Raw genomic sequence first — 23085 nt, 5'->3', positions numbered from 1 at the left:
GATTCGTATGGAACAGAATTTGTGGGAATTGCGTGAAAACTGCCATATGGAAGAAACTCTATGCAAAAAGAGAGAGGAATTGCGGGCACGGCGGAAACAACTGGAAGAAAAAATGCTGGAACTGTCCGTGGAGCACCGCCGAGAAGTCTAGGATGTGAAAGATTTGGAAGGATTGACCATGACCTCTATACTGTCCTCTCTCTCAGGTACGAAACAGAAAAATTTGGAAAAAGAGCAGAAAGAAGCGGAAGAAGCGGCTTTGCGGCTGGAAGAAGCCAAAGGGGTTCTGGAGCAGGTGGAAAAAGAATTGCAGTCTGTGGATTCAGAAGTGCGTAGACTTCGTGGCAGCAAAGAAAAATATGAAACTGCTTTGAAAGAAAAAGCAGCCCAGATGGAATGCTCATGTACGGTAAGGAAGCAAGCAACCGAAAACAAGAGATAGACCGCCAGCACTACACTATTCCGAACCAAAGACCAAAAGATAAGCATTGTGGGAAAATCTAAACTTTTGGATTTTCCTACAATGCCAACTACGGCGGAATCCCTCCCACTCCTTATATCTTTCTGTATACATTGAATTTGTATTTAGTAAAATGCAGACAACACCACGGATCGGCTTTTGGTTGGACAATTCCAACCAAACACCACAGCAGACAGCAGAAAACATTCTGAACGCTAGGAAGCCGGTATGATTGTTACATATAAGGGGAAGAAAAATTTCTTTTAGGTACTTGCTTTCCTAAAACTGATGTGATACAATGATTTAATCCAGAAAAGGAGTAAAAAATATGCGGCAAGGTATTCTTAAATAAAACTATAATCAAATAGTGGGAACAAAGGATTATGATAGCTCCTTTTGTAGGGGCTTAGTTTTTTGTACCCAATTTAAGAATACTTTTGCCTTATCAATTTTGACATATCCCCAAAAACAGCAATCACAAACAGGTGTATGCTGTATATGTGTATGTCCGCAACTTATAATCCCCAGTGGTAAAAGTATTTTACTGCTGGGGATTTTTATGCCCTTTGGGGCTGTAAAGGGAGGACAATCACATGAAAATAATCAATATTGGAATTCTTGCCCATGTAGACGCTGGAAAGACGACCTTGACGGAGAGCCTGCTATATGCCAGCGGAGCCATTTCAGAACCGGGGAGCGTCGAAAAAGGGACAACGAGGACGGACACCATGTTTTTGGAGCGGCAGCGTGGGATTACCATTCAAGCGGCAGTCACTTCCTTCCAGTGGCACAGATGTAAAGTTAACATTGTGGATACGCCCGGCCACATGGATTTTTTGGCGGAGGTGTACCGCTCTTTGGCTGTTTTAGATGGGGCCATCTTGGTGATCTCCGCTAAAGATGGCGTGCAGGCCCAGACCCGTATTCTGTTCCATGCCCTGCGGAAAATGAACATTCCCACCGTTATCTTTATCAACAAGATCGACCAGGCTGGCGTTGATTTGCAGAGCGTGGTTCAGTCTGTTCGGGATAAGCTCTCCGCCGATATTATCATCAAGCAGACGGTGTCGCTGTCCCCGGAAATAGTCCTGGAGGAAAATACCGACATAGAAGCATGGGATGCGGTCATCGAAAATAACGATGAATTATTGGAAAAGTATATCGCAGGAGAACCAATCAGCCGGGAAAAACTTGCGCGGGAGGAACAGCAGCGGGTTCAAGACGCCTCCCTGTTCCCAGTCTATCATGGCAGCGCCAAAAATGGCCTTGGCATTCAACCGTTGATGGATGCGGTGACAGGGCTGTTCCAACCGATTGGGGAACAGGGGGGCGCCGCCCTATGCGGCAGCGTTTTCAAGGTTGAGTACACCGATTGCGGCCAGCGGCGTGTCTATCTACGGTTATACAGCGGAACGCTGCGCCTGCGGGATACGGTGGCCCTGGCCGGGAGAGAAAAGCTGAAAATCACAGAGATGCGTATTCCATCCAAAGGGGAAATTGTTCGGACAGACACCGCTTATCAGGGTGAAATTGTTATCCTTCCCAGCGACAGCGTGAGGTTAAACGATGTATTAGGGGACCAAACCCGGCTCCCTCGTAAAAGGTGGCGCGAGGACCCCCTCCCCATGCTGCGGACGACGATTGCGCCGAAAACGGCAGCGCAAAGAGAACGGCTGCTGGACGCTCTTACGCAACTTGCGGATACTGACCCGCTTTTGCGTTGCGAAGTGGATTCCATCACCCATGAGATCATTCTTTCTTTTTTGGGCCGGGTGCAGTTGGAGGTTGTTTCCGCTTTGCTGTCGGAAAAATACAAGCTTGAAACAGTGGTAAAGGAACCCTCCGTCATTTATATGGAGCGGCCGCTCAAAGCAGCCAGCCACACCATCCATATCGAGGTGCCGCCCAACCCGTTTTGGGCATCCATAGGACTGTCTGTTACACCACTCTCGCTTGGCTCCGGTGTACAATACGAGAGCCGGGTTTCGCTGGGATACTTGAACCAGAGTTTTCAAAACGCTGTCAGGGATGGTATCCGTTACGGGCTGGAGCAGGGCTTGTTCGGCTGGAACGTAACGGACTGTAAGATTTGCTTTGAATACGGGCTTTATTACAGTCCGGTCAGCACGCCGGCGGACTTCCGCTCATTGGCCCCGATTGTATTGGAACAGGCATTGAAGGAATCGGGGACGCAGCTGCTGGAACCTTATCTCTCCTTCATCCTCTATGCGCCCCAGGAATACCTTTCCAGGGCTTATCATGATGCACCGAAATACTGTGCCACCATCGAAACGGCCCAGGTAAAAAAGGATGAAGTTGTCTTTACTGGCGAGATTCCCGCCCGCTGTATACAGGCATACCGTACTGATCTGGCCTTTTACACCAACGGGCGGAGCGTATGCCTTACAGAGCTGAAAGGATATCAGGCCGCTGTCGGTCAGCCGGTCATCCAGCCCCGCCGTCCAAACAGCCGCCTGGACAAGGTGCGCCATATGTTTCAGAAGGTAATGTAAAGATACATAATCGTCAAGACGGCAACAATCAGAAGTTATGGAGGGTAACAATGGAATATAGTAAGGAAGATTTAATGGAAGCAAAAAAGCAAATTTGGGGAGTGGGAGAGAACATGGGAACAGAGGAAAGTAAAAAAATCTGGGAGGAGAACGCACAATTTTGGGATAATGCAATGGGTGACGAATCTAATGAATTTCACAGAGAGGTAGTGCGTCCCAAAGTAACGGAACTTCTATCTCCTAATCCTGCGGATTACATTTTGGATATTGCGTGTGGCAATGGAAATTATTCTTCGTATCTTGCACAAAGAGGCGCTTCGGTTGTCGCTTTTGATTACAGCAAAAAAATGATAGAATTGGCTAAAAGACGGCAATCACAATATGCAAAACAAATTGAATTTTGTGTGGCGGATGCGACCGATAGAAAAAGTATATTAGAATTAAAAAGAAATCGAGCCTTTACGAAAGCAGTTTCTAATATGGCAATTATGGATATTACGGATATTGAACCACTTCTTATGGCTGTTTATGAACTGTTGCAGGAAAGCGGAATTTTTGTCTTTGCAACGCAACACCCTTGTTTTGTCACGTTGACTGAAAAATATATGACACCGCACAGTTACTATGATATAGCGATTGAAGGGCAACCGAAAGAGCAGATTTATTATCATCGTTCCATACAAGATATTTTTAACCTTTGTTTTAGAGCTGGATTTGTCATTGATGGATTTTATGAAGAATGTTTTAAAACCAACAAAGAAATTCCTATGGTAATGATAGTAAGGCTTAAGAAGGTAAAACGTGATAGCTTAAAATAAATTCAAGTTTGTCGGGTAAATAGCAAACCCAGCCGAGCCAGTCAACGGTCAAGATGAACGGCGCATATGCGCAGCCGTTGACAGCCCCGCCCGCCTTTGCTGGTAGGCAATCAAGGGGCGACAGCAAGAAGTGCCACCGCCCCGCACTATTATTCAGAAAGGGGAATTTCCATGACCGACCAGATAGCCTATCAAGAATATATCCAGCGCAGGTACAACGCCTTTTGCAAGACTGTTATCCGCTGTGCCGCCTTGGACAAGATTTTGAAGCTTAAACGGCAATGGGAACGGCAAGTTTCCCTTGACTATCTGATGAACGAGAAGTTTGTCCAGTTTGCCGCGTCGGAGCCGGACGAGGAATACCCATTTACCGTCTGCGGTCAGACCGTCCTGCTCTGCAACGCCGCCCTTGCCGACGCGATCTCTGTTTTGCCGGAGCAGACGCGGGAAGAAATCCTGCGCTATTACTTTCTGCGCCAGCCGCAGCGCGTGATCGGCGCGTGTATTGGCCGGTCACGCAGCACAGCGGGGCGGCATATCCAGCTTGCCTTGCAGCGGCTACGCGAAGAAATGGGGGTGAGCCGGTATGAGTAGACTTCTCCCCTATGAAACAATCCTCAAAGCCCGTGAGGGCGACCCAGAAGCCGTGAACGCTGTCCTGCTCCACTACGCCGGATATATCCGCTATTTCTCAAAAGTGAACGGGCAGGTCAACGCCGAGGTGGAGGACTATGTAAAGCAGCGGTTAATTGACTGTCAATTCAAGTTCCGGCTTGACGAACCACCGGACAAGTCATAAAAACTGAATACCAGCCGCCACCGACGCGGCCAGCGAAAGCAGTAAGTCTTGAAAAAGATTTACTGCTTTTTTTGTTGTCCGGCTCCGCTCCCGGCCATTTTGCCCCCTGCCGGTTGTAGTAGTAAGCGAGGAGGGAATTTTTCTGCCCTGGTGTTTGGCATTTGGAGCATTTACCCGTAGTAGAGGGCAAAGAGAAAGGATTTCTCCAACACCGGGTAGAAACCACTGCGTCCGGTGTCATTTTAGCGAAAGCGGGCAGGAATGCCCTTTACAGGATTAGTAGTAGCAGAAAAAGAGAAACAAACTTTTGTGGTTGCAGTTTTCCAAAAAAGTGGCGGACGGAAGTGAGAGAAAGTTTGCAGTCACGGAGAGCAAGTTTCTACCACGGTGCCAAAATCCGCAATTCTGCAGTTTTGCCCCTCGCGGGAAACTTGTTGGGGAGTGCCTTCCCCAAACCCTGCTCATGCGCCCTTACGGGCGAGAAAGGAGGTCACACCATGCGAAAGAAATACAACACGCCCCACCGCAGCCGCGTTGTGAAAACCCGGCTGTCCGAAGATGAGTATGCCGACTTCACAGCGCGGCTTGCGCCCTATGGTATCAGCCAGTCCGAATTTCTCCGGCAGGCGATACGGCGGGCGACCATACGCCCGGTTGTCCATGTGTCGTCGGTCAATGACGAGTTGCTTTCCGCTGTCGGGAAGCTGACAGCCGAGTACGGCAGGATCGGCGGCAACCTCAATCAGATTGCCCGGTATCTGAACGAATACGGCGTACCCTACAACACCCTTTCCGGCGAGGTACGCGCCGCCATATCCGACCTTGCCGTCCTCAAGTATGAAGTCCTCAAGAAAGTAGGTGACGCGGTTGGCAACACTCAAGCATATCAACTCTAAAAACGCCGACTACGGAGCCGCCGAGCAATATCTTCTCTTTGAGCATGACGAGTTTACCATGAAGCCCGTCCTTGATGAAACCGGCAGGCTTATCCCCCGCGAGGACTACCGGCTGTCCACGCTGAACTGCGACGGGGAGGATTTTGCCGTTGCGTGTATGCGGGCCAATCTCCGCTATCAGAAAAACCAGCGGCGGGAAGATGTGAAAAGCCACCACTACATCATCAGCTTTGACCCGCGGGACGGGCCGGACAACGGCCTGACCGTAGACCGGGCGCAGGCGTTGGGGGAACAATTCTGTAAAGAGCATTTTCCCGGCCACCAGGCCCTTGTCTGCACCCACCCGGACGGGCATAACCACAGCGGCAACATTCATGTGCATATCGTCATAAACAGCCTGCGGATTGAGGAAGTGCCGTTCCTGCCCTACATGGACAGGCCGGCCGATACGAAAGTCGGCTGCAAGCACCGATGTACCGACGCTGCCCTGCGCTACTTCAAATCCGAAGTCATGGAGATGTGCCACCGGGAGGGGCTTTATCAAATCGACCTCTTGAACGGCAGCAAGAACCGCGTCACCGACCGGGAGTATTGGGCGCAGAAAAAGGGACAGGCCGCGCTGGACAAGCAGAACGCCCCCATGATTGCCGATAGTATCACGCCCCGGCAGACCAAGTTTGAAACGAACAAGGAGAAGCTGCGGCAGACCCTACGGAAAGCCCTTGCCACCGCCGCCAGCTTTGACGAGTTTTCCTCTCTGCTGCTGCGGGAGGGCGTGGCCGTCAAGGAGAGCCGGGGGCGGCTTTCCTACCTCACGCCGGACAGGACAAAGCCAATTACCGCCCGGAAGCTGGGCGACGATTTTGACCGCGCCGCTGTCTTTGCCGTTTTAGAGCAAAACGCCGCCAGAGCAGCCGAAGCGCCAGCCAGATCCCCCGATCCCCCACGCACCATAAAAGACCGCTTGCAGGTTGCCAGAGCCGAGATAGCCGCCCCGAAACAGGACGGAGTGCAGCGGCTTGTGGACATTGAGCAGAAAATGGCCGAGGGCAAAGGCCGGGGCTATGAACGCTGGGCGAAGATACACAATCTGAAGCAGGCCGCCAAAACGCTGTCCGTCTACCAGCAATACGGCTTTACTTCCCCGGAGCAGTTAGAAGCCGCCGTTGACACCGCCTATCAGAAAATGCGCCAGACCAGCGGCGAACTGAAAGCACTGGAAACGAAGCTGCAAGGGAAAAAGAAGTTGCAGCGGCAGGTGTTGGCCTACGCCCAGACCAAGGCCGCCCGCGACGGGCTGCGGGCACAGAAATCCGAGAAAGCCCGCGCCGCATACCGGCAGGCCCATGAGAGCGATTTTATCATAGCCGACGCAGCAGCCCGGTATTTCAAGGCGCATGGCATTACCAAGCTGCCCGCCCGGAAAGCGTTGCAGGCCGAGATCGAGCAGCTTATCTCCGAGAAAGACGGCCTGTATAACACCTATCACGAACAGAAACAGCGGTTCAAGGAGTTGCAGACCGTCAAGCGGAACATCGACCAGATTTTGCGCCGGGACGAGCCGCACCGCAGAAAGGAGCAGAGCCATGAGCGATAACCTGCCCCACATGGACTACCGCCAGCACCGGCGGGCGCGGCGGCTGGTACATGAGTGCTGTAACTACGATGAGGGGAACTGCCTGCTATTGGACGACGGGGAGCCTTGCGTGTGCGTCCAGAGCATTTCCTTTTCCCTCATGTGCCGGTGGTTCCGTGTGGCTGTCCTGCCCCTTGACGGGGAGCTGGCCGCAGCCCTCTTGTACCGGGGGAGCCGGAAACGGTGCGCCGTCTGCGGCGCGGCCTTTGTCCCCAAATCCAACCGGGGAAAATACTGCCCCGGCTGCGCCGGACGCATGAAGAAAATCAAAGCCGCCGAGCGAAAGCGGAAACAAAGGCATAAATGTCACGCTTTAGAGCCTTTCAAACCCGCATAAATCAAGGCTTTTTTCGTGGGTGTCAAAGGGTGTGCGATACATTTATCCTTTTCCCCCGGAAACGCCGTCCTAAATGCGTACAAACTGCCAAAATCAACCCGAACACAGGGAGGTGATACTATCGCTGATTATATCATGGCAGACACGCCGCTGCCCCTCTTTCTGCCTTATCCCCGTTTCCTGCTGAAAATGGAGATTTCCCAGACCGCCAAGCTGCTGTATGCGCTGCTGTTAGACCGCTCCACCCTTTCACAGAAAAACAAATGGCAGGACGACAAGGGCAGGATTTATATTATCTATCCCATCGCGGAGATAGCCGAAATACTGGATAAAGGCAGCACCACCATAAAGGGGGCGCTTAACGAACTGGACATGGCGGGGCTTTTGGAACGGGAACGGGGCGGCTTCTCCGCACCGAACCGGCTGTATGTGAAAGTGCCGCGTGTGCCACAGGTACAGTTTTCCGACCAACTGATGGCCGGAAAACCGACCCTCACAGAGCCGGAAAACCGACCTACTGATGGTCAGAAAACCGACCTTATGATGGTCGGAAAACCGTCCCCTAACCAAACTACTATAAACAACCTTACAGAGAGCCAAACAATAGGAGCGAGTGGGGAGCCGCCCGCAGCCTATGGCCGATACCAGAATATTTTTCTGTCACAGACCGAATACGACGAGTTGCAGGCAGAGTACCCCGACAGGCTGGAACGGTTCATCGAGGAAATGAGCCGCTACCTTGCCGCCAGCGGGAAAAGCTACCAGAATTATGCTGCCGCCCTGCGGATATGGGCGGGGAACGACAAAAAGGGCGCCCCGAAAAAGGGCATACCAGACTACTCATGCAAGGAGGGCGAGAGTTTATGAAAAACGAAATCAACGCTGTTTTGGAGAATATGACGGCTGCCACCCCGGAGCCGGAGGACTACACCGGCGAGGACGGTTTACTGTACTGCGGCAAGTGCCGCAAGCCGAAAGAAGCCTATTTTGCGCCGGATAAGGTCGCTATCTTTGGGCGTGACCGCCACCCGGCAGAGTGTGACTGCCAGAGAGCCGCCCGCGAGGAACGGGAGGCAGTCGAGAAGCGGCGCAGGCACCTTGACACCGTGGAGGAACTGAAACGCCGGGGCTTTACCGACCCCACCATGCGGGGCTGGACTTTTGAGAACGACAACGGCAGGAACCCGCAGACCGGGATTGCCCGCCGGTATGTGGAACACTGGGAGGATATGCGAGCCGACAATATCGGCTGCCTGTTCTGGGGCGGCGTGGGAACCGGGAAAAGCTACCTTGCGGGCTGTATCGCAAACGCCCTCATGGAGAAAGAAATCCCCGTCCACATGACAAACTTTGCCCTTATCCTTAACGACCTTGCCGCCAGCTTCGAGGGCAGGAACGAGTACATTTCCCGCCTTTGCCGCTATCCGCTGCTTATCCTTGACGATTTTGGCATGGAGCGCGGGACGGAATACGGGCTGGAACAGGTTTTTAATGTGATTGACAGCCGTTACCGCAGCGGCAAGCCGCTGATCGTCACGACCAACCTCACGCTGGACGACCTGCGAAACCCGGAGGACACCGCCCATTCCCGGATTTATGACCGGCTGCTTTCCATGTGCGTCCCGGTGCGCTTTACCGGCGAGAATTTCCGGCAGGAAACCGCGCAGCGGAAAATGGAGAGCATGAAGAAACTGATTGCCGACTGAAAGGAGTATTGCCTATGGCAGAGAACAAGCAGCACGACACCCGCACCGCCCGCCGCCCCGACTGCGTGACGGAAATCCGCATGGGCAATTCCGTCCTTGTCGTGTCCGGCTATTTCAAGAAAGATACTACCACCACCGCCGCCGACAAAATGGCGCGGGTACTGGAAGCGGAAGCCGCTGCTACACAAAAACCGGCGATTTGACAAGCTGTAAAGAAGCAGATTTGACACTTTTGCCGCTATACAACCAGCCCTGTTCCGTGGTACAATGAAACCACGGAATAGTGGGGCTGGCTGTCGGAAACGGAGGATTTTATGTTAAGACAAGCCACCCAAAACCTCATTACCGCCCTTTATCCGAGATTGTCCCATGAGGACGAATTGCAAGGTGAGAGTAATTCCATATCGAACCAAAAAAGGATACTCGAAGCCTTTGCAAAACAGAATGGCTTTACCAACCTGCGCTGGTACACCGACGACGGCTATTCCGGCGCGAACTTTCAAAGGCCCGGTTTTCAAGCCATGCTTGCAGACATTGAAGCCGGGAAAGTGGGTACGGTCATTGTCAAGGACATGAGCCGGTTAGGGCGAAACTACTTGCAGGTGGGATTTTACACGGAAATGCTGTTCCCTCAAAAGGGAGTGCGTTTTATCGCTGTCAATGACAATGTGGACAGCGCAAACGGCGGCATGGACAACGATTTTACCCCTCTGCGAAATCTGTTCAACGAATGGCTGGTGAGAGATACGAGCAAGAAAATCAAGGCAGTAAAACGAGCAAAAGGCATGAGCGGCAAGCCCGTTACCAGCAAACCGGTGTATGGCTACCTCATGGACGAGGACGAGAACTATATCGTTGACGAGGAAACCGCGCCGGTAGTCAAGCAGATATACCAGCTTTGCCTTGCCGGGAACGGCCCGACCAAAATCGCCCGTATGCTTACGGAGCAGCAAATCCCCACGCCGGGGACGCTGGAATACCGCAGGACGGGCAGCACCCGCCGCTATCACCCCGGCTATGAGTGCAAATGGGCGACAAACACCGTTGTCCACCTGTTGGAAAACCGGGAGTACACCGGCTGTCTGGTAAACTTCAAGACGGAGAAGCCCTCTTACAAGACCAAGCACAGTGTAGAGAACCCAATCGAGAAGCAGGCCATTTTCCCGAACCACCATGAGCCGATTATCGACACGGAAACATGGGAGCGCGTGCAGGAGTTACGCAAGCAGCGCAAACGCCCGAACCGCTATGACGAGGTGGGGCTGTTCTCCGGTATGCTGTTCTGCGCCGACTGCGGCCATGTGATGTACCAGCAGCGGTATCAGAACAAGAACCGCAAGCAGGACTGTTACATCTGCGGCAGCTACAAGAAGCGCACCCGCGACTGTACGGCGCACTTTATCCGCACCGACCTGTTGACCGCCGGTGTCCTTTCCAATCTCCGGCAAGTGACCGAGTATGCCGCCAAGCATGAGAGCCGCTTTGTAAAGCTGCTTATCCAGCAGAACGAGATCGGCGGCAAGAGAAAGACCGCCGCAGCTACGAAGCAGCTTGAACAGGCACAGGAGCGCATTTCCGAAGTGAGCCGCATTATCAAGCGGCTGTATGAGGACAATGTGAACGGCAAAATCAGCGACGAGCGTTTCATGGAACTGTCGGCAGACTATGAGCAGGAGCAGCGGGAACTGAAAGACCGCGCCGCCGCTTTGCAGGCCGAACTGGACAAGTCACAGGCCGCCACCGTCAATGCGGAAAAGTTTATGGGTATCGTCCGAAAGCACCTTGCCTTTGAGGAATTGACCCCCACCCTCTTGCGGGAAATGATTGAGAAAATTGTCGTGCATGAGTGCAGCTATGACGAGAACGGCACCCGCAGGCAGGACATTGAGATTTATTACAGCTTTGTCGGCAAGATTGACTTGCCAGAATAACCGCCCGACCTATCCGACACAATGCGCAAGTGCCGGATAGGAACGGCAAAATTTTTTACACTTCTATTGCTTCTTTATCGCATATCAGTAAAGCGGCAGGGGTGCAAACAGGATTTTCAGATTTAGAGGAAAAACTAGGAAAATTGGAAACGGAATTCATAGAAGTATCAGATGTTTTGCAGCTGGGGTATGCTCTGCGGTCACAACTTCAGGGTATCATGGATATCCTGCGGTCTTCCCGAAACTGGGGATGGGCGGATTTGCTTGGTGGAGGTCCTGTTACCGGTGCACTGAAACGGGATCGGATGGAGCAGGCCAGAAAAGCGTTGGCGGGACTGGATATGATTCTGGAATATTTTCGGAAGAAATTCCGGGAGGCACCTGTTGTCAGCAGAATCTCCTACGAAGAATGGGGAAATGACCTCTTTGCTGCGGATTTTCTGTTGGACGGCTTTGTCATAGACGCACTGGTGCAGGTGGATATTGTGGACTGTCAGGCAGAAATGGAACGGCTCTACGAACAGACGGAAACGATCTGTAAATCTTTGCGCCAAAGGGCAGAAAGTATCCGCCAGCAAAAAGAAGTCTTGCAAAAACAATGGCTGGAATATATGGAAACCATTGGTTAGTCCATGAAGAGCGCAGGGGATTCCCTGCGTTTTTGCGTGCAAAACCAGCAGGAATATGATAGTATGCTGTTAAAGCATTTTGACAGATTTTATGTCAGGAGGGATTTTTTCAGATGGAAAAAAGAAAAATGGAAAATATCGGCGCAGAGCCGTCTATGCTGGGCTTTGGCTGCATGCGTTTTCCCACATTGGAAGACGGCAGCATCAACGAAGCGGAAGCAGAAAAAATGCTGAACTATGCCCTTGACCATGGGGTGACCTATGTGGATACGGCGTATTTCTACCATGACGGCGCCAGTGAGCCTTTTGTGGGCAAGGTACTGGAAAAACGGGACAGAAACTCTTTTTATCTGGCTACAAAACTGCCTGTTTGGATACTGAAAGATGGGGAGGACGCCAGAAGGGTATGTTTGGAACAGCTTTCCCGTCTACGGACAGACTATGTGGATTTTTATCTGCTTCATGCATTGAATCGGGAAAGATGGGAAAAACTGGTGGAACAGGGTGTCATTGATGTGCTGGAACAGCTGCGGGAAGAAGGGAAAATTCGTTATATCGGCTTCTCTTTCCACGATGATTACGAAGTGTTTGAGGAAATCATACAGTATCGAAAATGGGATTTCTGCCAGATTCAGCTGAACTATATGGATACGGAAGAACAGGCTGGTATGAAGGGCTATCGTCTGGCGGAAAAACTGGGGGTGCCTTTGGTGATTATGGAACCTGTACGCGGTGGTGCGCTGGCAAATTTCTCTGAAGATTTGAATGCCAAATTCCGCGCACTGGATGAAAAAGCGTCTATTGCTTCTTATGCCCTGCGATATGTGGGCAGCCTGCCTAATGTGAAAGTCATCCTCAGCGGCATGAGCACCATGGAACAGGTAGAGGACAACATCAACACATTCTCTCCTTTCCGCCCTCTGAATATCAGAGAAGAAGTTGCCATTGCCAATACGGCGGCGGCACTGCGGGCACGTGTGCAGAATGGCTGTACAGGATGCCGTTACTGCATGCCTTGTCCTCATGGGGTGGATATTCCCGGGAACTTTAAGCTGTGGAATACGTATCATATGTATCAGCGTTACGAAAGTGTTCGCTTCGGCTGGGAAGGCAAGGCGGAAAGTGAAAAACCCACCAGCTGTGTTTCCTGCGGCAAATGCATGGTAAATTGTCCGCAGAAAATCAATATCCCCATGGATTTGCAGAAGGTGCAGAAAGATTTCGATGAACGCATTTGGAAATAAAAGGAGAGAAACACTTGGATTTACTGGAACAGGCAAAAAAAGCACTGGAGGCGGAAGGCGTGACCTTTGCGGCAGTATCCAGTTGCGGTGAGAAAAAAACATCACAGAAAAAAGGCATCGCCCCTATGATGGAGATTTTGGCAGAATGCCCGGAATTTTTGCAGGGAGCGGCAGTGGCTGACCAGGTCATTGGGAAAGCGGCTGCATTTCTCCTGCGCAAAGGCGGCGCAAAATACCTCTATGCCAAAATCATCAGTGAACATGCTTTGGAAACACTACAGAACAGCGGTATTGCCGTTTCCTATGGAACAAAAGTGCCTTATATCATCAATCGGAACAAAGACGGCATGTGCCCCATGGAGCAGACAGTGCTTTCTGTGACGGATGTGGAGGAAGCCTATGGAAAATTGCAGGAAAAACTGCGGGAACTTTCTGGAAGGAATTGAGTTTCGCCCCATGGATGTGTCAGAGTATCCCCTGCTGGCGGATTTTCTCTATGAAGCCATTTTTCTGCCGCCGGGCGTTATACCGCCGCCCAGAGAAGTCATAGAGCTGCCGGAATTGCAGCCCTATATTGCGGATTTTGGCAAAGACGGAGATTTCTGTCTATGTGCGGTACAAGGAACCCAGGTCATTGGTGCCGCATGGTGCAGATATTTGCAGGGATACGGCAGTGTGGAGGATATGCCGGAGCTGGCAGTTTCCCTTTTGCCGTCCTTTCGAGGAAAGGGCATCGGCACAGTTCTTTTAGAGAAGTTTTTGGAATCAATCAAACAAAGAAACCTGCCTGGGATTTCTCTTTCCGTTCAGAAAGAAAATCCTGCTCATAGATTGTATGAACGATTAGGATTTGAAATCGTCAGAGAACAGGCGGACACATGGGTCATGGTATACCATGTATAAAAAATCAGCGTCAGAGAGGATGATGGAAATGATCATTGGTACCTGTGAAGTGACTTTTCGGGCAGACTGGGTCACCAGCCTGAAGGAAAAGCGGATGGTGCTTAAAAGCCTTATGGAAAAGACACGGCACAAATTCAATATTTCCATTGCGGAAGTGGACAATCAGGATAACCATAAACTGCTGACCATTGGCTTTGCCTGTGTCACCAACGAAAGCCGCCACGCGGACAGTATGGTGCAGCATGTGCTGGATTTTATGGAAAAAAATACAGAGGCGGAGCTGATTTATGCCGAAAGAGAAATCATTTGATGCTTTTTTCCCGAAAACAAAGGGATTTTTTATAAATAGCAGTAGATTTTCGGATTTTGCTGTGTTATAATATGCTTTGATTGTGCAGTTTTCAAGGACTGCCGGAAAAATGACAGCAAACAAAACAGAAAAAATGAAGTTGTCAGATACAGATATTTTTTAAGGAGGAACTTCTAACCATGAACAACGCAACACTGATCAGCAAAGAAAAAACAGAAGTAAAATTTTCTTTCGAAGTAAGCCCTGAAACACTGGAAACAGGTCTGGCTTTCGCTTACAACAAAAACAAAAACCAGATTTCTCTGCCCGGTTTCAGAAAAGGCAAAGTGCCCAGAAAGCTCATCGAAGCGCAGTACGGCGAAAACTTCTTCTACGAAGATGCAATCAACCACATCTTCCCCGATGAATACATGGCAGCAATCAAAGAACTGGATCTGGACGTTGTTTCCGCTCCTACTCTGGACGTTGAATACATCGACAAAGCAAAAGGCATCAAATTCATCATTGATGTAACTGTAAAACCCGAAGTAACTCTGGGTCAGTACAAAGGTCTGACTGTAGAAAAAGTTCCTACAGAAGTAACAGACGAAGAAATCACAAAAGAACTGGAAAAAGTTCAGAAACAGAACGCTAGACTGATCGAAGTAACAGACAGACCCGCTCAGATGGGCGATGTTGCAAAAATCAGCTACGAAGGCAGCGTTGACGGCGTTCCTTTCGAAGGCGGCAAAGCTGACGAACATGACCTGGAACTGGGTTCTCATTCCTTCATCGAAGGTTTCGAAGATCAGATCGTTGGTCACAGCGTAGGCGAAAAATTCGACATCAACGTAACTTTCCCCGAAGCTTACCATGCACCTGAACTGGCTGGCAAAGCAGCAGTATTCGCCATCGAACTGAAAGGCATCACAGCAAAAGAACTGCCTGAACTGAATGACGCATTTGCAGAAGATGTTTCCGAATTCTCCACAATGGATGAATACAGAGCAAGCATCGCGGGCAAACTGGCAAAAGACAAAGTAGAAAGAGCAAAACAGCTGCAGGGCGACAAACTGCTGGATGCAGCAGTAGCAAACTGCACAATGGAAGTACCTCAGGTTATGTACGATAACAAAATCAACAGCATGATGAGAGAATTCGAACAGAACATCGTACAGCAGGGTCTGACCATGGACATCTACTATCAGTACATGGGCACATCCGAAGAAGCTATGAGAGAAACATTCAAAGACACAAGCATGAAGAGCGTAGATGCTAGACTGATGCTGGAACAGATCGCGAAAGAAGAAAACCTGACAATCTCTCAGGAAGATCTGGATGCAGAAGTTGTAAAATACGGCGAAAGCTACGGCATCGACGGCAAAGTAATGCTGGAAATGATGAAAGACGAAGACAAAGAAGCTCTGAAACAGGATATGCTGGTAAGAGCTGCTATGAAGCTGATCGAAGATACAGCAATCGTAACAGAACCCGAAAAGTAAGATTCGCAAATCAAATTGCGTGAATGGAAACAGGCACAGGATACTGTGCCTGTTTCATATCAAAAAGAACGAAACAGGAGGGATTGCGAATGAGTTTAGTACCTATGGTCGTGGATCAGACCAACCACGGCGAACGTTCTTATGACATTTATTCTAGACTGTTAAAAGACAGAATCATTTTCCTGGGCGAGGAAGTCAACGATGTAACAGCCAGCCTGGTTGTTGCACAGCTGCTTTACCTGGCTGCGGAAGATCCCGATAAGGATATCAACCTGTATATCAACAGCCCCGGCGGCTCCGTTACCGCAGGTATGGCAATCTATGACACCATGCAGTATATCCGTCCCGATGTATCCACTATCTGCATCGGTATGGCAGCAAGCATGGGCGCGTTCCTGCTGGCAGGCGGCGCAAAAGGCAAACGTTATGCTCTGCCTAACGCAGAAGTGATGATTCACCAGCCCAGCGGCGGCGCAAGAGGTCAGGCAACAGACATTCAGATTCACGCGGAAAATATCCTGCGCACCAAAAAGAAACTGAATGAAATTCTGGCAGCAAATACAGGCAAATCCTTTGATGAAATCGCCCGTGACACAGAACGGGATAACTTTATGACAGCAGAAGAAGCAAAAGAATATGGCCTCATCGACGCTGTCATCACAAAGCCTCAGACAAAGGAGTGAGAATGGAATGACCGGTAAAAACGATGAAACCAACAAATTACGGTGTTCCTTTTGCGGCAAAACACAGGATCAGGTGAAAAAACTGATTGCCGGTCCCAATGTGTATATCTGTGACGAATGTATCGACCTTTGCGCAGATATTATTGATGAAGAATACGAAACCCTCGCAAAAGAGGACGAAGTGAAAGAACTGCCCAAGCCCAAGCAGATCAAGGAAATCCTTGACCAGTATGTTATTGGTCAGGACAGAGCAAAACAGGCACTGTCTGTGGCAGTTTACAACCACTATAAAAGAATTTTCCGCAACGCCAAGACAGACGATGTGGAACTGCAGAAAAGCAATATTCTGCTGGTAGGCCCCACCGGTACTGGTAAAACTCTGCTGGCACAGACACTGGCAAGAGTATTGCAGGTGCCTTTCGCTATCGCGGATGCTACTTCTTTGACAGAAGCTGGCTATGTAGGGGAAGACGTAGAAAATATCCTGCTGAAACTGATTCAGGCAGCAGATTATGATATTGAAAAAGCGGAACGCGGTATCATTTATATCGACGAAATCGATAAGATCACCAAGAAATCCGAAAACGTATCCATTACCCGTGATGTCAGCGGCGAAGGCGTACAGCAGGCACTGCTGAAAATTCTGGAAGGCACAACAGCAAGCGTGCCTCCTCAGGGCGGCAGAAAGCACCCTCATCAGGAATTTATCCAGATTGACACCACAAACATTCTGTTTATCTGCGGCGGCGCCTTTGGCGGCATCGAAAAGATTATTCAGAACCGTATGGGTCACAAAGTCATCGGTTTTGGTGCAGATGTGCACAGCAAACTGGATAAAACAAACGATGAACTGCTTCAGAGCCTCATGCCTCAGGATCTGCTGAAATATGGTCTGATTCCTGAATTCATCGGTCGTCTGCCCGTTGTGGTAACACTGGATAATCTGGATGAAGACGCTTTCGTTCATATCCTGACAGAACCCAAAAACGCACTGACAAAACAGTATCAGTATCTGTTTGAACTGGATGATGTCATTCTGGAATTTGAAGAAGATGCTCTGAGAGCCATCGCTCATAAGGCTATGGAACGGGAAACCGGTGCCAGAGGTCTGAGAGCCATTCTGGAAGAATTCATCAACCCTGTGATGTACGAAATCCCCACAGAAACAACTGTGGAAAAATGTATCATCACAAAAGATGTGGTGGAAGGCAAAGCACAGCCCCAGTATATCTATAACGAAAACAGAAAGCCCCTGCACCGTTCCCGTCAGAAAAAACAGGATAAAGGCGCAACCGCATAACTGTTGATACAAAGTGAAGAAAAGAGCGCGAAACTTTTAGAAATAGCAGTTTCGTGCTCTTATTTTTTTAGGGAGAAAGAAGGAATCAACATGATTTTGGATTTAACAACCATGCTGACAGCAGATCATCCCATGATTGCATGGGCAAAAACAAAGGAAAATCCCCATATTGCCATGGGTCATGTAGGCACCCATCTGGATACCTATGAAAAAACAAAAATTCCTCTGGAGTATTTCCGTTCCCGCGGGGTTTTGTTTCAGGTCGTTGGAATTGCAGAAGTGACAGAGGATGATATTGATTTGACAAAGGTGCAGGAGGGCGATTTTGTTCTATTCCGCACCGGAAGAAGCGAGGAATATGCTTATGGCGAGAAAGAATATTTCCCCAATCATCCCAAACTTTCTCTTTCTTTGATTGAAAAACTGGTGGAAAAGAAGATTCATTTTATTGGTGTGGATTGCCCCGGCATTCGGGAGCATGAAGAACATCAGCAGGCAGACCGCTTTTGCGAAAGACATGGTGTTTATGTCATTGAGAACCTGAAAAATCTTGCGGATATTACAGCAGAAACTTTTACGGTTTATACCATGTGGCTGGATGATGCCCAGATGACAGGACTGAGATGCCGTGTTTTGGCAGAAATGCAATAAAAGAGAAGGTTGTTATTTTATCGGCAAGGGTTGTATGTACATTTGTACAAAAATGCGGTCGTTTCCCGTGGAAACTTGTATTTTGCCATCAGGAAAAAATGTCAGGAGCCTGTAAACATGGGAAATTTTGCGGATTGTATACACGGCGTACACCCTTGGTGGATAGATGGTTTTCTATTGGGGAAAAGCCAAAAAAAGCTGAAAAAATCGAGAAAATCGGCAAAAAAATCACAAATTTGTATTGACGTTGGAAAAAAGGAGGACTATAATTAACTCGTACATGAGAGAGGGACAATTAAATACAATTGTCCGTGAATTAAAAACTTTTAAATTAACAGGAGTGATATTTTATGTTGACAATGGAAATGCTGCAGGATGCAAAAAAAGTACTGGACGGCGTAGCTAGAAAAACACCCGTATTCCAGTCCACTTACATCAACCCCGATGCTGATGTTTATATCAAATGTGAAAACATGCAGGTAACAGGTTCTTTCAAACTGAGAGGCGCTTACTTCAAAACAGCTAGCCTGACAGACGCAGAAGCTCAGAAAGGTGTAATTGCTTGCTCCGCAGGTAACCACGCTCAGGGCGTAGCTCTGGCTGCTCAGAAAAAAGGTATCCCTGCTGTAATTTGCATGCCCGAATCCGCACCCATGGCTAAAGTAGAAGCTACAAGAAGCTATGGCGCAGAAGTAGTGCTGGTTCCCGGCGTATATGACGATGCTGCTGCAAAAGCTACACAGCTGCAGCAGGAAAAAGGCTACACATTCCTGCACCCCTTCAACGATGAATACGTAATGGCTGGTCAGGGTACAGTTGGTCTGGAAATCATGGAACAGGTGAAAGATGCAGAAGTTGTTCTGTGCCCCATCGGTGGCGGCGGTCTGATCAGCGGCGTTGCTTTCGCTGTAAAACAGATCAACCCTAACTGCAAAGTATATGGTGTACAGGCTGCAGGCGCTCCTTCCATGCAGAACGCTCTGAATGTTGGTAAAGCAGAAGCTCTGGCTTCCGTAAGCACAATGGCTGACGGTATCGCTGTTAAACAGCCCGGCGACCTGACATTCGCTATGTGCCAGAAATATGTTGATGGCGTTGTAACAGTAACAGAAGACGAAATCGCTTCCGCTATCCTGAAACTGATCGAAAAACACAAAATGGTAGCAGAAGGCGCTGGTGCTGTTTCCGTAGCAGCTGCTATGTACAACAAAGTTGACATCAAAGGCAAAAAAGCTGTTTGCATCATCTCCGGTGGTAACGTTGACGTAAACGTTCTGGACCGTATCATCGACAAAGCTCTGCAGGCTAACGGCAGAATCACAAAACTGTCCGTAATGGTTATGGATAAACCCGGTCAGCTGACACAGCTGCTGACAGCTATCGCTGAAACAGGCGCTAACATCTTCAGCGTAAACCACGACCGTATGGTACAGGATATTGCAGTAAGCACATGTATCGTAGACATCGTTGCTGAAACAAGAAACAAAGAACACAGCGAACAGATGATCGAAGCAATCAAAGCAAAAGGCTTCACAGTACTGTAATCTGTAGCATTTACTGAAACAACATAAAACAAAGATACAAAAGGGACATTGCAGCAGGGATGCGGCTCTGTCCCTTTTTCTGTTGCAGGAATTGGAAAAAAATCCTTGAGGTGTGACGTGCTCCGGCGTATAATAGATATACTAACCCAAAAGAAAGGAACGAAAAGTTATGGAAGGGAATCGTGAAAAAAGACGGGGCATTTTCCTGACGCTGGCAGGGGGCATGTGCTGGGGGATCTCCGGCTGTTTTGGTCAGTTTTTGTTTCAGGAAAAAGGCGCTACAGCAAACTGGCTGGTGTCTATTCGTCTGCTGACGGCGGGGATTTTGCTGCTGATTATCGGCTATATCCATCAGGGGAAAAAACTCAATGAAGTATTTCATAAAAAAGCAGATGCTAAAAAATTATTAGGTTTTTCTGTTTTCGGTATGCTGTTTTGTCAATATACATATTTTGCTGCTGTGCAGTATTCTAACGCAGGTACGGCAACGGTGCTTCAGGCGTTGGCGCCTACGGTCATTCTGGCTTTTGTTTGCATCCGTAATCTGAAATTGCCTAAAGGATTTGAACTGACTGCCGTAATTTCGGCTGTTTTAGGGGTATTCCTCTTAAGTACACATGGGAATATCCATAATATGATGCTGACAAAACAGGCGCTGTTTTTCGGTTTGGCTTCCGCGATAGGGGCAGCATCTTATAATTTGCTGGCAGCGGATCTGCTGCGTGGCTACGGCGTTTATGTCGTTGTAGGGTTTGGGATGTTTTTTGGCGGCTTGGTGCTCTGTGCCATTGTTCGTCCATGGAACTTGATGATTCCGCTGGATGGAGAAACGCTCCTTGCCCTCTTTGGCGTTATCGTTATTGGTACAGCCATCGCTTTCTCCTTGTATCTGAAAGGGGTCAGCATTGTAGGCGCTTTCATGGGCAGCCTGCTTGGGACTGTGGAACCGGTGACAGCCATTGTGGTTTCTTTCCTGTTCCTGGGTTCCAAATTCCAGTGGATTGACTTGCTGGGCTTTGCGTTGATCTTAGGCACAGTCCTGCTTTTGTCCCTCCGTTCTCCACACGAAGAAGCATAAAAAAACATTTGGGCAGCACAGAAGAAATGCGAACGTATTTTCTGATGGGGCTTGCCCTTTTTTTCGCCCTCCTTTATAATGGAAAGGGTAAACAGGAGGACAAACTATGATTTCATATATCAAAGGTACCTTGGTGCACCGGGGAAACGGCGTGGTGGTCGTGGAAACCAGTGGACTGGGCTACGAAATTTTTGTTTCCGCGGCAACTCTTTCGGTGCTGCCGGAAGTGGGGGAAACGGTGAAAATCCATACCCACATGAATGTAAAGGAAGACGGCATTTCTCTTTATGGTTTTTCTACGGCAGAAGAATTGGAACTGTTCCATCGGCTCATTAGCGTCACTGGCGTAGGACCTAAGGGGGCACTGGGCTTTTTGTCCCAGCTGAAACCCCAGGAGATCATTCTTGCCATTCTTTCTGATGACGTGAAAACATTGTCCAAAGCCCCCGGCGTCGGCAGAAAGACTGCCCAGCGGGTGATTTTGGAACTGAAAGATAAATTCCAGACGGCAGATGCCATTGCCATGGAAATAGAAGCAGAAGAATTGATGCCCACTGGCAGCAACGGCGCGAAATTTGAAGCCATGGACGCATTGGCTGCACTGGGATACAGCCGCAGCGAAGCGGCAAAGGCTGTCAACGGCGTGGCAGCGGAAGGCATGACCACAGAGGACATCTTAAAGGCTGCCCTCAAGAAAATGGTCACATTTTGAGTAGAAACAGGTGGAAACATTGGAAGACAGACGGATATTGACTGCCGGTATGCGGGAGGAAGATCGGGATGCGGAACCGAAACTGCGGCCGGAGCGTTTGGAAAACTATATCGGGCAGGAGAATGTAAAAGAAAACCTGCGGGTGTTCATCGAAGCGGCAAAACAGCGTGGGGAAGCCTTAGACCATGTGCTGCTTTATGGTCCGCCGGGACTTGGTAAGACCACATTGTCCAATATCATTGCCAATGAAATGGGCGTGCAGATCAAGACCACTTCCGGTCCTGCCATCGAGCGTCCGGGAGATATGGCGGCGGTGCTTAACAGCCTTGGAGAAGGGGACATCCTCTTTATTGACGAAATCCATCGACTGAACCGTATGATTGAAGAAGTCCTCTATCCTGCCATGGAGGACTATGTCATTGATATCATGATCGGCAAAGGTCCCGGTGCACGGTCTGTGCGGCTGGATCTGCCGAAATTTACACTGATTGGAGCAACTACCCGTATTGGTCTTTTGACAGCGCCACTCAGGGATCGTTTTGGTGTGGTGCATCGGCTGGAGCCTTATGGCGTGGCGCAGCTGAAAGTGATTCTCCTGCGCTCGGCAGATGTGCTGAAAGTGGAACTGGATGAGGATGGGGCAGAAGAAATTGCCCGCCGTTCCAGAGGAACACCCCGAATTGCCAACCGCCTTTTGAAACGTGTCCGGGACTTTGCCCAGGTGAAATACGACGGCAAAATCACCGGAGAAGTGGCGCGGTTTGCACTGGATTTATTGGAAGTGGATAAAATGGGGCTGGATTATATCGACCGGAAAATGCTCATGGCAATGATCGATAAATTCGGCGGGAAACCTGTGGGACTGGATACTTTGGCAGCTTCTATCAACGAGGAATCCGAAACCATTGAAGATGTATATGAACCTTATTTGCTCCAGCTGGGCTATATCCAGCGGACACCAAGGGGCAGAGTTGTGACGAAACGGGGATATGACCACTTTGGGCTGACGTATCCCGAGGGAAAGGAGTAATCAATATGAAATTACCAATCACTGAAGTGATCGAAAACGTAAAAGATGAATTGCTGTGCTATGAAGGGGCAGAACAGACAGCAGAACGCTGGGAAAAAGAATTTTTGCAGTGGGTGGAAGACCACAAAGGCAAAGATAAAGACATCATCGTGGATGGTGGTCAGGTTTCTCTGAAAATCCGCGATGAAGAAGAAATTTTTGAAATTGCTGATTCCTATATGGATGCACTGGATGAAGGCAGTGTAAAACACTACTGGGAAAAATTCTGATAGATCTGAAAAAGAAAAGCACGAAATTTGAACTGAACCAGTAAAAACGGACAATGACAAAAAGCCCCCTTATGTAGGATAATAGAACTACATGAGGGGGCTTTTATTATGGCAAAAAGAAAATACACACATATCAAAATAATTGAACCAAAACT

The 23085-nt window shown here is 49.3% G+C and carries 28 protein-coding genes and 1 pseudogene; all 29 read left to right on the top strand.

Translation table 11 applies throughout. The annotated features are described in order from the left end of the window. Nucleotides 1–7 precede the first annotated feature (7 nt). The 29 genes and pseudogenes from INF29_RS08345 to INF29_RS08210 all read left to right on the top strand — a co-directional run bounded on the left by INF29_RS08345 (nt 8) and on the right by INF29_RS08210 (nt 22930). Nucleotides 8–151 carry a hypothetical protein gene (locus INF29_RS08345; RefSeq protein ID WP_193485918.1) on the top strand — a complete coding sequence of 48 codons (144 nt, stop codon included), beginning with the start codon at nt 8–10 and terminating at the stop codon, nt 149–151. A 3-nt stretch (nt 152–154) separates the two neighbouring features. Continuing rightward, on the top strand, nt 155–442 hold the full coding sequence (locus INF29_RS08340; RefSeq protein ID WP_193485916.1) for a hypothetical protein: 288 nt from the start codon (nt 155–157) through the stop codon (nt 440–442). Nucleotides 443–1053: 611 nt separating this feature from the next. Beyond that, a complete protein-coding gene (tet(W), locus tag INF29_RS08335; RefSeq protein WP_002586627.1) occupies nt 1054–2973 on the top strand; it encodes a tetracycline resistance ribosomal protection protein Tet(W) in 1920 nt (639 codons plus the stop codon). 50 nt (nt 2974–3023) lie between these two features. Then, complete coding sequence (locus INF29_RS08330) at nt 3024–3791, top strand: class I SAM-dependent methyltransferase (RefSeq protein WP_002586626.1); 768 nt, start codon at nt 3024–3026, stop codon at nt 3789–3791. Nucleotides 3792–3962: 171 nt separating this feature from the next. Next, a complete protein-coding gene (locus INF29_RS08325; RefSeq protein WP_002586616.1) occupies nt 3963–4385 on the top strand; it encodes a sigma-70 RNA polymerase sigma factor region 4 domain-containing protein in 423 nt (140 codons plus the stop codon). Further along, nucleotides 4378–4590 (top strand): helix-turn-helix domain-containing protein, encoded by a 213-nt coding sequence (locus tag INF29_RS08320; RefSeq protein WP_002586615.1) that lies wholly within the window; start codon nt 4378–4380, stop codon nt 4588–4590. Before INF29_RS08325 ends, INF29_RS08320 begins: the two co-directional genes overlap by 8 nt. 497 nt (nt 4591–5087) lie before the next feature. Continuing rightward, entirely contained in the window at nt 5088–5486 is a 399-nt protein-coding gene (locus tag INF29_RS08315) for a plasmid mobilization protein (protein ID WP_002596229.1), read from the top strand. Further along, nucleotides 5458–7083: a relaxase/mobilization nuclease domain-containing protein gene (locus tag INF29_RS08310; protein WP_193485914.1), complete on the top strand. Its 1626-nt coding sequence runs from the start codon at nt 5458–5460 to the stop codon at nt 7081–7083. Before INF29_RS08315 ends, INF29_RS08310 begins: the two co-directional genes overlap by 29 nt. Next, nucleotides 7073–7459 carry a cysteine-rich VLP domain-containing protein gene (locus INF29_RS08305; RefSeq protein WP_193485912.1) on the top strand — a complete coding sequence of 129 codons (387 nt, stop codon included), beginning with the start codon at nt 7073–7075 and terminating at the stop codon, nt 7457–7459. Before INF29_RS08310 ends, INF29_RS08305 begins: the two co-directional genes overlap by 11 nt. A gap of 132 nt (nt 7460–7591) precedes the next feature. Further along, a complete protein-coding gene (locus INF29_RS08300) occupies nt 7592–8326 on the top strand; it encodes a replication initiator protein A (protein ID WP_193485942.1) in 735 nt (244 codons plus the stop codon). Beyond that, a complete protein-coding gene (locus tag INF29_RS08295; protein ID WP_193485910.1) occupies nt 8323–9165 on the top strand; it encodes an ATP-binding protein in 843 nt (280 codons plus the stop codon). Before INF29_RS08300 ends, INF29_RS08295 begins: the two co-directional genes overlap by 4 nt. 14 nt (nt 9166–9179) lie before the next feature. Further along, nucleotides 9180–9368, top strand: a complete 189-nt coding sequence (locus INF29_RS08290; protein WP_015573783.1) for a transposon-encoded TnpW family protein — start codon at nt 9180–9182, stop codon at nt 9366–9368. A 111-nt stretch (nt 9369–9479) separates the two neighbouring features. Then, nucleotides 9480–11096: a recombinase family protein gene (locus INF29_RS08285; RefSeq protein ID WP_193485908.1), complete on the top strand. Its 1617-nt coding sequence runs from the start codon at nt 9480–9482 to the stop codon at nt 11094–11096. 21 nt (nt 11097–11117) lie between these two features. Next, nucleotides 11118–11207: pseudogene (locus INF29_RS15500) on the top strand (Maff2 family mobile element protein); the annotation flags it as partial. 32 nt (nt 11208–11239) lie between these two features. Further along, complete coding sequence (locus INF29_RS08280; RefSeq protein WP_193485906.1) at nt 11240–11725, top strand: hypothetical protein; 486 nt, start codon at nt 11240–11242, stop codon at nt 11723–11725. Nucleotides 11726–11838: 113 nt separating this feature from the next. Further along, complete coding sequence (locus tag INF29_RS08275) at nt 11839–12969, top strand: aldo/keto reductase (RefSeq protein WP_193485904.1); 1131 nt, start codon at nt 11839–11841, stop codon at nt 12967–12969. 14 nt (nt 12970–12983) lie between these two features. Continuing rightward, entirely contained in the window at nt 12984–13415 is a 432-nt protein-coding gene (locus INF29_RS08270) for a DUF1893 domain-containing protein (RefSeq protein WP_193485902.1), read from the top strand. Beyond that, nucleotides 13369–13872 carry a GNAT family N-acetyltransferase gene (locus tag INF29_RS08265; RefSeq protein ID WP_243184129.1) on the top strand — a complete coding sequence of 168 codons (504 nt, stop codon included), beginning with the start codon at nt 13369–13371 and terminating at the stop codon, nt 13870–13872. The genes INF29_RS08270 and INF29_RS08265 overlap by 47 nt, the downstream gene beginning before the upstream one ends. Before the next feature lie 28 nt (nt 13873–13900). Continuing rightward, nucleotides 13901–14182: a DUF503 domain-containing protein gene (locus INF29_RS08260; protein ID WP_072853221.1), complete on the top strand. Its 282-nt coding sequence runs from the start codon at nt 13901–13903 to the stop codon at nt 14180–14182. Between the two features lie 179 nt (nt 14183–14361). Then, nucleotides 14362–15663: a trigger factor gene (gene tig, locus INF29_RS08255; protein ID WP_072853224.1), complete on the top strand. Its 1302-nt coding sequence runs from the start codon at nt 14362–14364 to the stop codon at nt 15661–15663. Nucleotides 15664–15752: 89 nt separating this feature from the next. After that, the gene (gene clpP / locus INF29_RS08250) at nt 15753–16346 is read left to right on the top strand and encodes an ATP-dependent Clp endopeptidase proteolytic subunit ClpP (RefSeq protein WP_022255440.1); all 594 of its coding nucleotides are present in this window, start codon (nt 15753–15755) and stop codon (nt 16344–16346) included. 7 nt (nt 16347–16353) lie between these two features. Further along, the gene (gene clpX, locus INF29_RS08245) at nt 16354–17646 is read left to right on the top strand and encodes an ATP-dependent Clp protease ATP-binding subunit ClpX (RefSeq protein WP_072853226.1); all 1293 of its coding nucleotides are present in this window, start codon (nt 16354–16356) and stop codon (nt 17644–17646) included. Between the two features lie 90 nt (nt 17647–17736). Next, nucleotides 17737–18297, top strand: coding sequence for a cyclase family protein (locus INF29_RS08240; RefSeq protein ID WP_191344515.1), 561 nt, complete (start codon nt 17737–17739; stop codon nt 18295–18297). A 117-nt stretch (nt 18298–18414) separates the two neighbouring features. Further along, a complete protein-coding gene (locus tag INF29_RS08235) occupies nt 18415–18570 on the top strand; it encodes a hypothetical protein (RefSeq protein WP_162609793.1) in 156 nt (51 codons plus the stop codon). 77 nt (nt 18571–18647) lie between these two features. Further along, nucleotides 18648–19841 carry a threonine ammonia-lyase gene (gene ilvA / locus INF29_RS08230; RefSeq protein ID WP_072853230.1) on the top strand — a complete coding sequence of 398 codons (1194 nt, stop codon included), beginning with the start codon at nt 18648–18650 and terminating at the stop codon, nt 19839–19841. Between the two features lie 169 nt (nt 19842–20010). Further along, the gene (locus tag INF29_RS08225; RefSeq protein ID WP_072853231.1) at nt 20011–20919 is read left to right on the top strand and encodes a DMT family transporter; all 909 of its coding nucleotides are present in this window, start codon (nt 20011–20013) and stop codon (nt 20917–20919) included. A 106-nt stretch (nt 20920–21025) separates the two neighbouring features. Beyond that, complete coding sequence (gene ruvA / locus INF29_RS08220; RefSeq protein WP_072853233.1) at nt 21026–21631, top strand: Holliday junction branch migration protein RuvA; 606 nt, start codon at nt 21026–21028, stop codon at nt 21629–21631. Nucleotides 21632–21680: 49 nt separating this feature from the next. Continuing rightward, the gene (ruvB, locus tag INF29_RS08215; RefSeq protein ID WP_193485938.1) at nt 21681–22661 is read left to right on the top strand and encodes a Holliday junction branch migration DNA helicase RuvB; all 981 of its coding nucleotides are present in this window, start codon (nt 21681–21683) and stop codon (nt 22659–22661) included. Between the two features lie 5 nt (nt 22662–22666). Beyond that, nucleotides 22667–22930 (top strand): hypothetical protein, encoded by a 264-nt coding sequence (locus INF29_RS08210; protein WP_072853235.1) that lies wholly within the window; start codon nt 22667–22669, stop codon nt 22928–22930. The last annotated feature ends 155 nt before the right edge of the window (nt 22931–23085 follow it).

It is taken from the genome of Anaerotignum lactatifermentans (assembly GCF_014982935.1).
Lineage (GTDB): Bacteria > Bacillota > Clostridia > Lachnospirales > Anaerotignaceae > Anaerotignum > Anaerotignum lactatifermentans.
This window is presented reverse-complemented; position numbering and strand designations above follow the sequence as displayed.

Bases quoted from the DNA above. Each gene is read 5' to 3' on its own strand.
- INF29_RS08290 (WP_015573783.1), top strand. From the start codon at position 9,180: ATGGCAGAGAACAAGCAGCACGACACCCGCACCGCCCGCCGCCCCGAC.
- INF29_RS08225 (WP_072853231.1), top strand. From the start codon at position 20,011: ATGGAAGGGAATCGTGAAAAAAGACGGGGCATTTTCCTGACGCTGGCA.
- tig (WP_072853224.1), top strand. From the start codon at position 14,362: ATGAACAACGCAACACTGATCAGCAAAGAAAAAACAGAAGTAAAATTT.
- INF29_RS08285 (WP_193485908.1), top strand. From the start codon at position 9,480: ATGTTAAGACAAGCCACCCAAAACCTCATTACCGCCCTTTATCCGAGA.
- ruvA (WP_072853233.1), top strand. From the start codon at position 21,026: ATGATTTCATATATCAAAGGTACCTTGGTGCACCGGGGAAACGGCGTG.
- INF29_RS08345 (WP_193485918.1), top strand. From the start codon at position 8: ATGGAACAGAATTTGTGGGAATTGCGTGAAAACTGCCATATGGAAGAA.
- INF29_RS08235 (WP_162609793.1), top strand. From the start codon at position 18,415: ATGGGAAATTTTGCGGATTGTATACACGGCGTACACCCTTGGTGGATA.
- INF29_RS08315 (WP_002596229.1), top strand. From the start codon at position 5,088: ATGCGAAAGAAATACAACACGCCCCACCGCAGCCGCGTTGTGAAAACC.
- INF29_RS08240 (WP_191344515.1), top strand. From the start codon at position 17,737: ATGATTTTGGATTTAACAACCATGCTGACAGCAGATCATCCCATGATT.
- INF29_RS08330 (WP_002586626.1), top strand. From the start codon at position 3,024: ATGGAATATAGTAAGGAAGATTTAATGGAAGCAAAAAAGCAAATTTGG.
- INF29_RS08295 (WP_193485910.1), top strand. From the start codon at position 8,323: ATGAAAAACGAAATCAACGCTGTTTTGGAGAATATGACGGCTGCCACC.
- INF29_RS08325 (WP_002586616.1), top strand. From the start codon at position 3,963: ATGACCGACCAGATAGCCTATCAAGAATATATCCAGCGCAGGTACAAC.
- clpP (WP_022255440.1), top strand. From the start codon at position 15,753: ATGAGTTTAGTACCTATGGTCGTGGATCAGACCAACCACGGCGAACGT.
- ilvA (WP_072853230.1), top strand. From the start codon at position 18,648: ATGTTGACAATGGAAATGCTGCAGGATGCAAAAAAAGTACTGGACGGC.
- ruvB (WP_193485938.1), top strand. From the start codon at position 21,681: ATGCGGGAGGAAGATCGGGATGCGGAACCGAAACTGCGGCCGGAGCGT.
- INF29_RS08265 (WP_243184129.1), top strand. From the start codon at position 13,369: ATGGAAAATTGCAGGAAAAACTGCGGGAACTTTCTGGAAGGAATTGAG.
- clpX (WP_072853226.1), top strand. From the start codon at position 16,354: ATGACCGGTAAAAACGATGAAACCAACAAATTACGGTGTTCCTTTTGC.
- INF29_RS08320 (WP_002586615.1), top strand. From the start codon at position 4,378: ATGAGTAGACTTCTCCCCTATGAAACAATCCTCAAAGCCCGTGAGGGC.
- INF29_RS08275 (WP_193485904.1), top strand. From the start codon at position 11,839: ATGGAAAAAAGAAAAATGGAAAATATCGGCGCAGAGCCGTCTATGCTG.
- INF29_RS08305 (WP_193485912.1), top strand. From the start codon at position 7,073: ATGAGCGATAACCTGCCCCACATGGACTACCGCCAGCACCGGCGGGCG.
- INF29_RS08210 (WP_072853235.1), top strand. From the start codon at position 22,667: ATGAAATTACCAATCACTGAAGTGATCGAAAACGTAAAAGATGAATTG.
- INF29_RS08260 (WP_072853221.1), top strand. From the start codon at position 13,901: ATGATCATTGGTACCTGTGAAGTGACTTTTCGGGCAGACTGGGTCACC.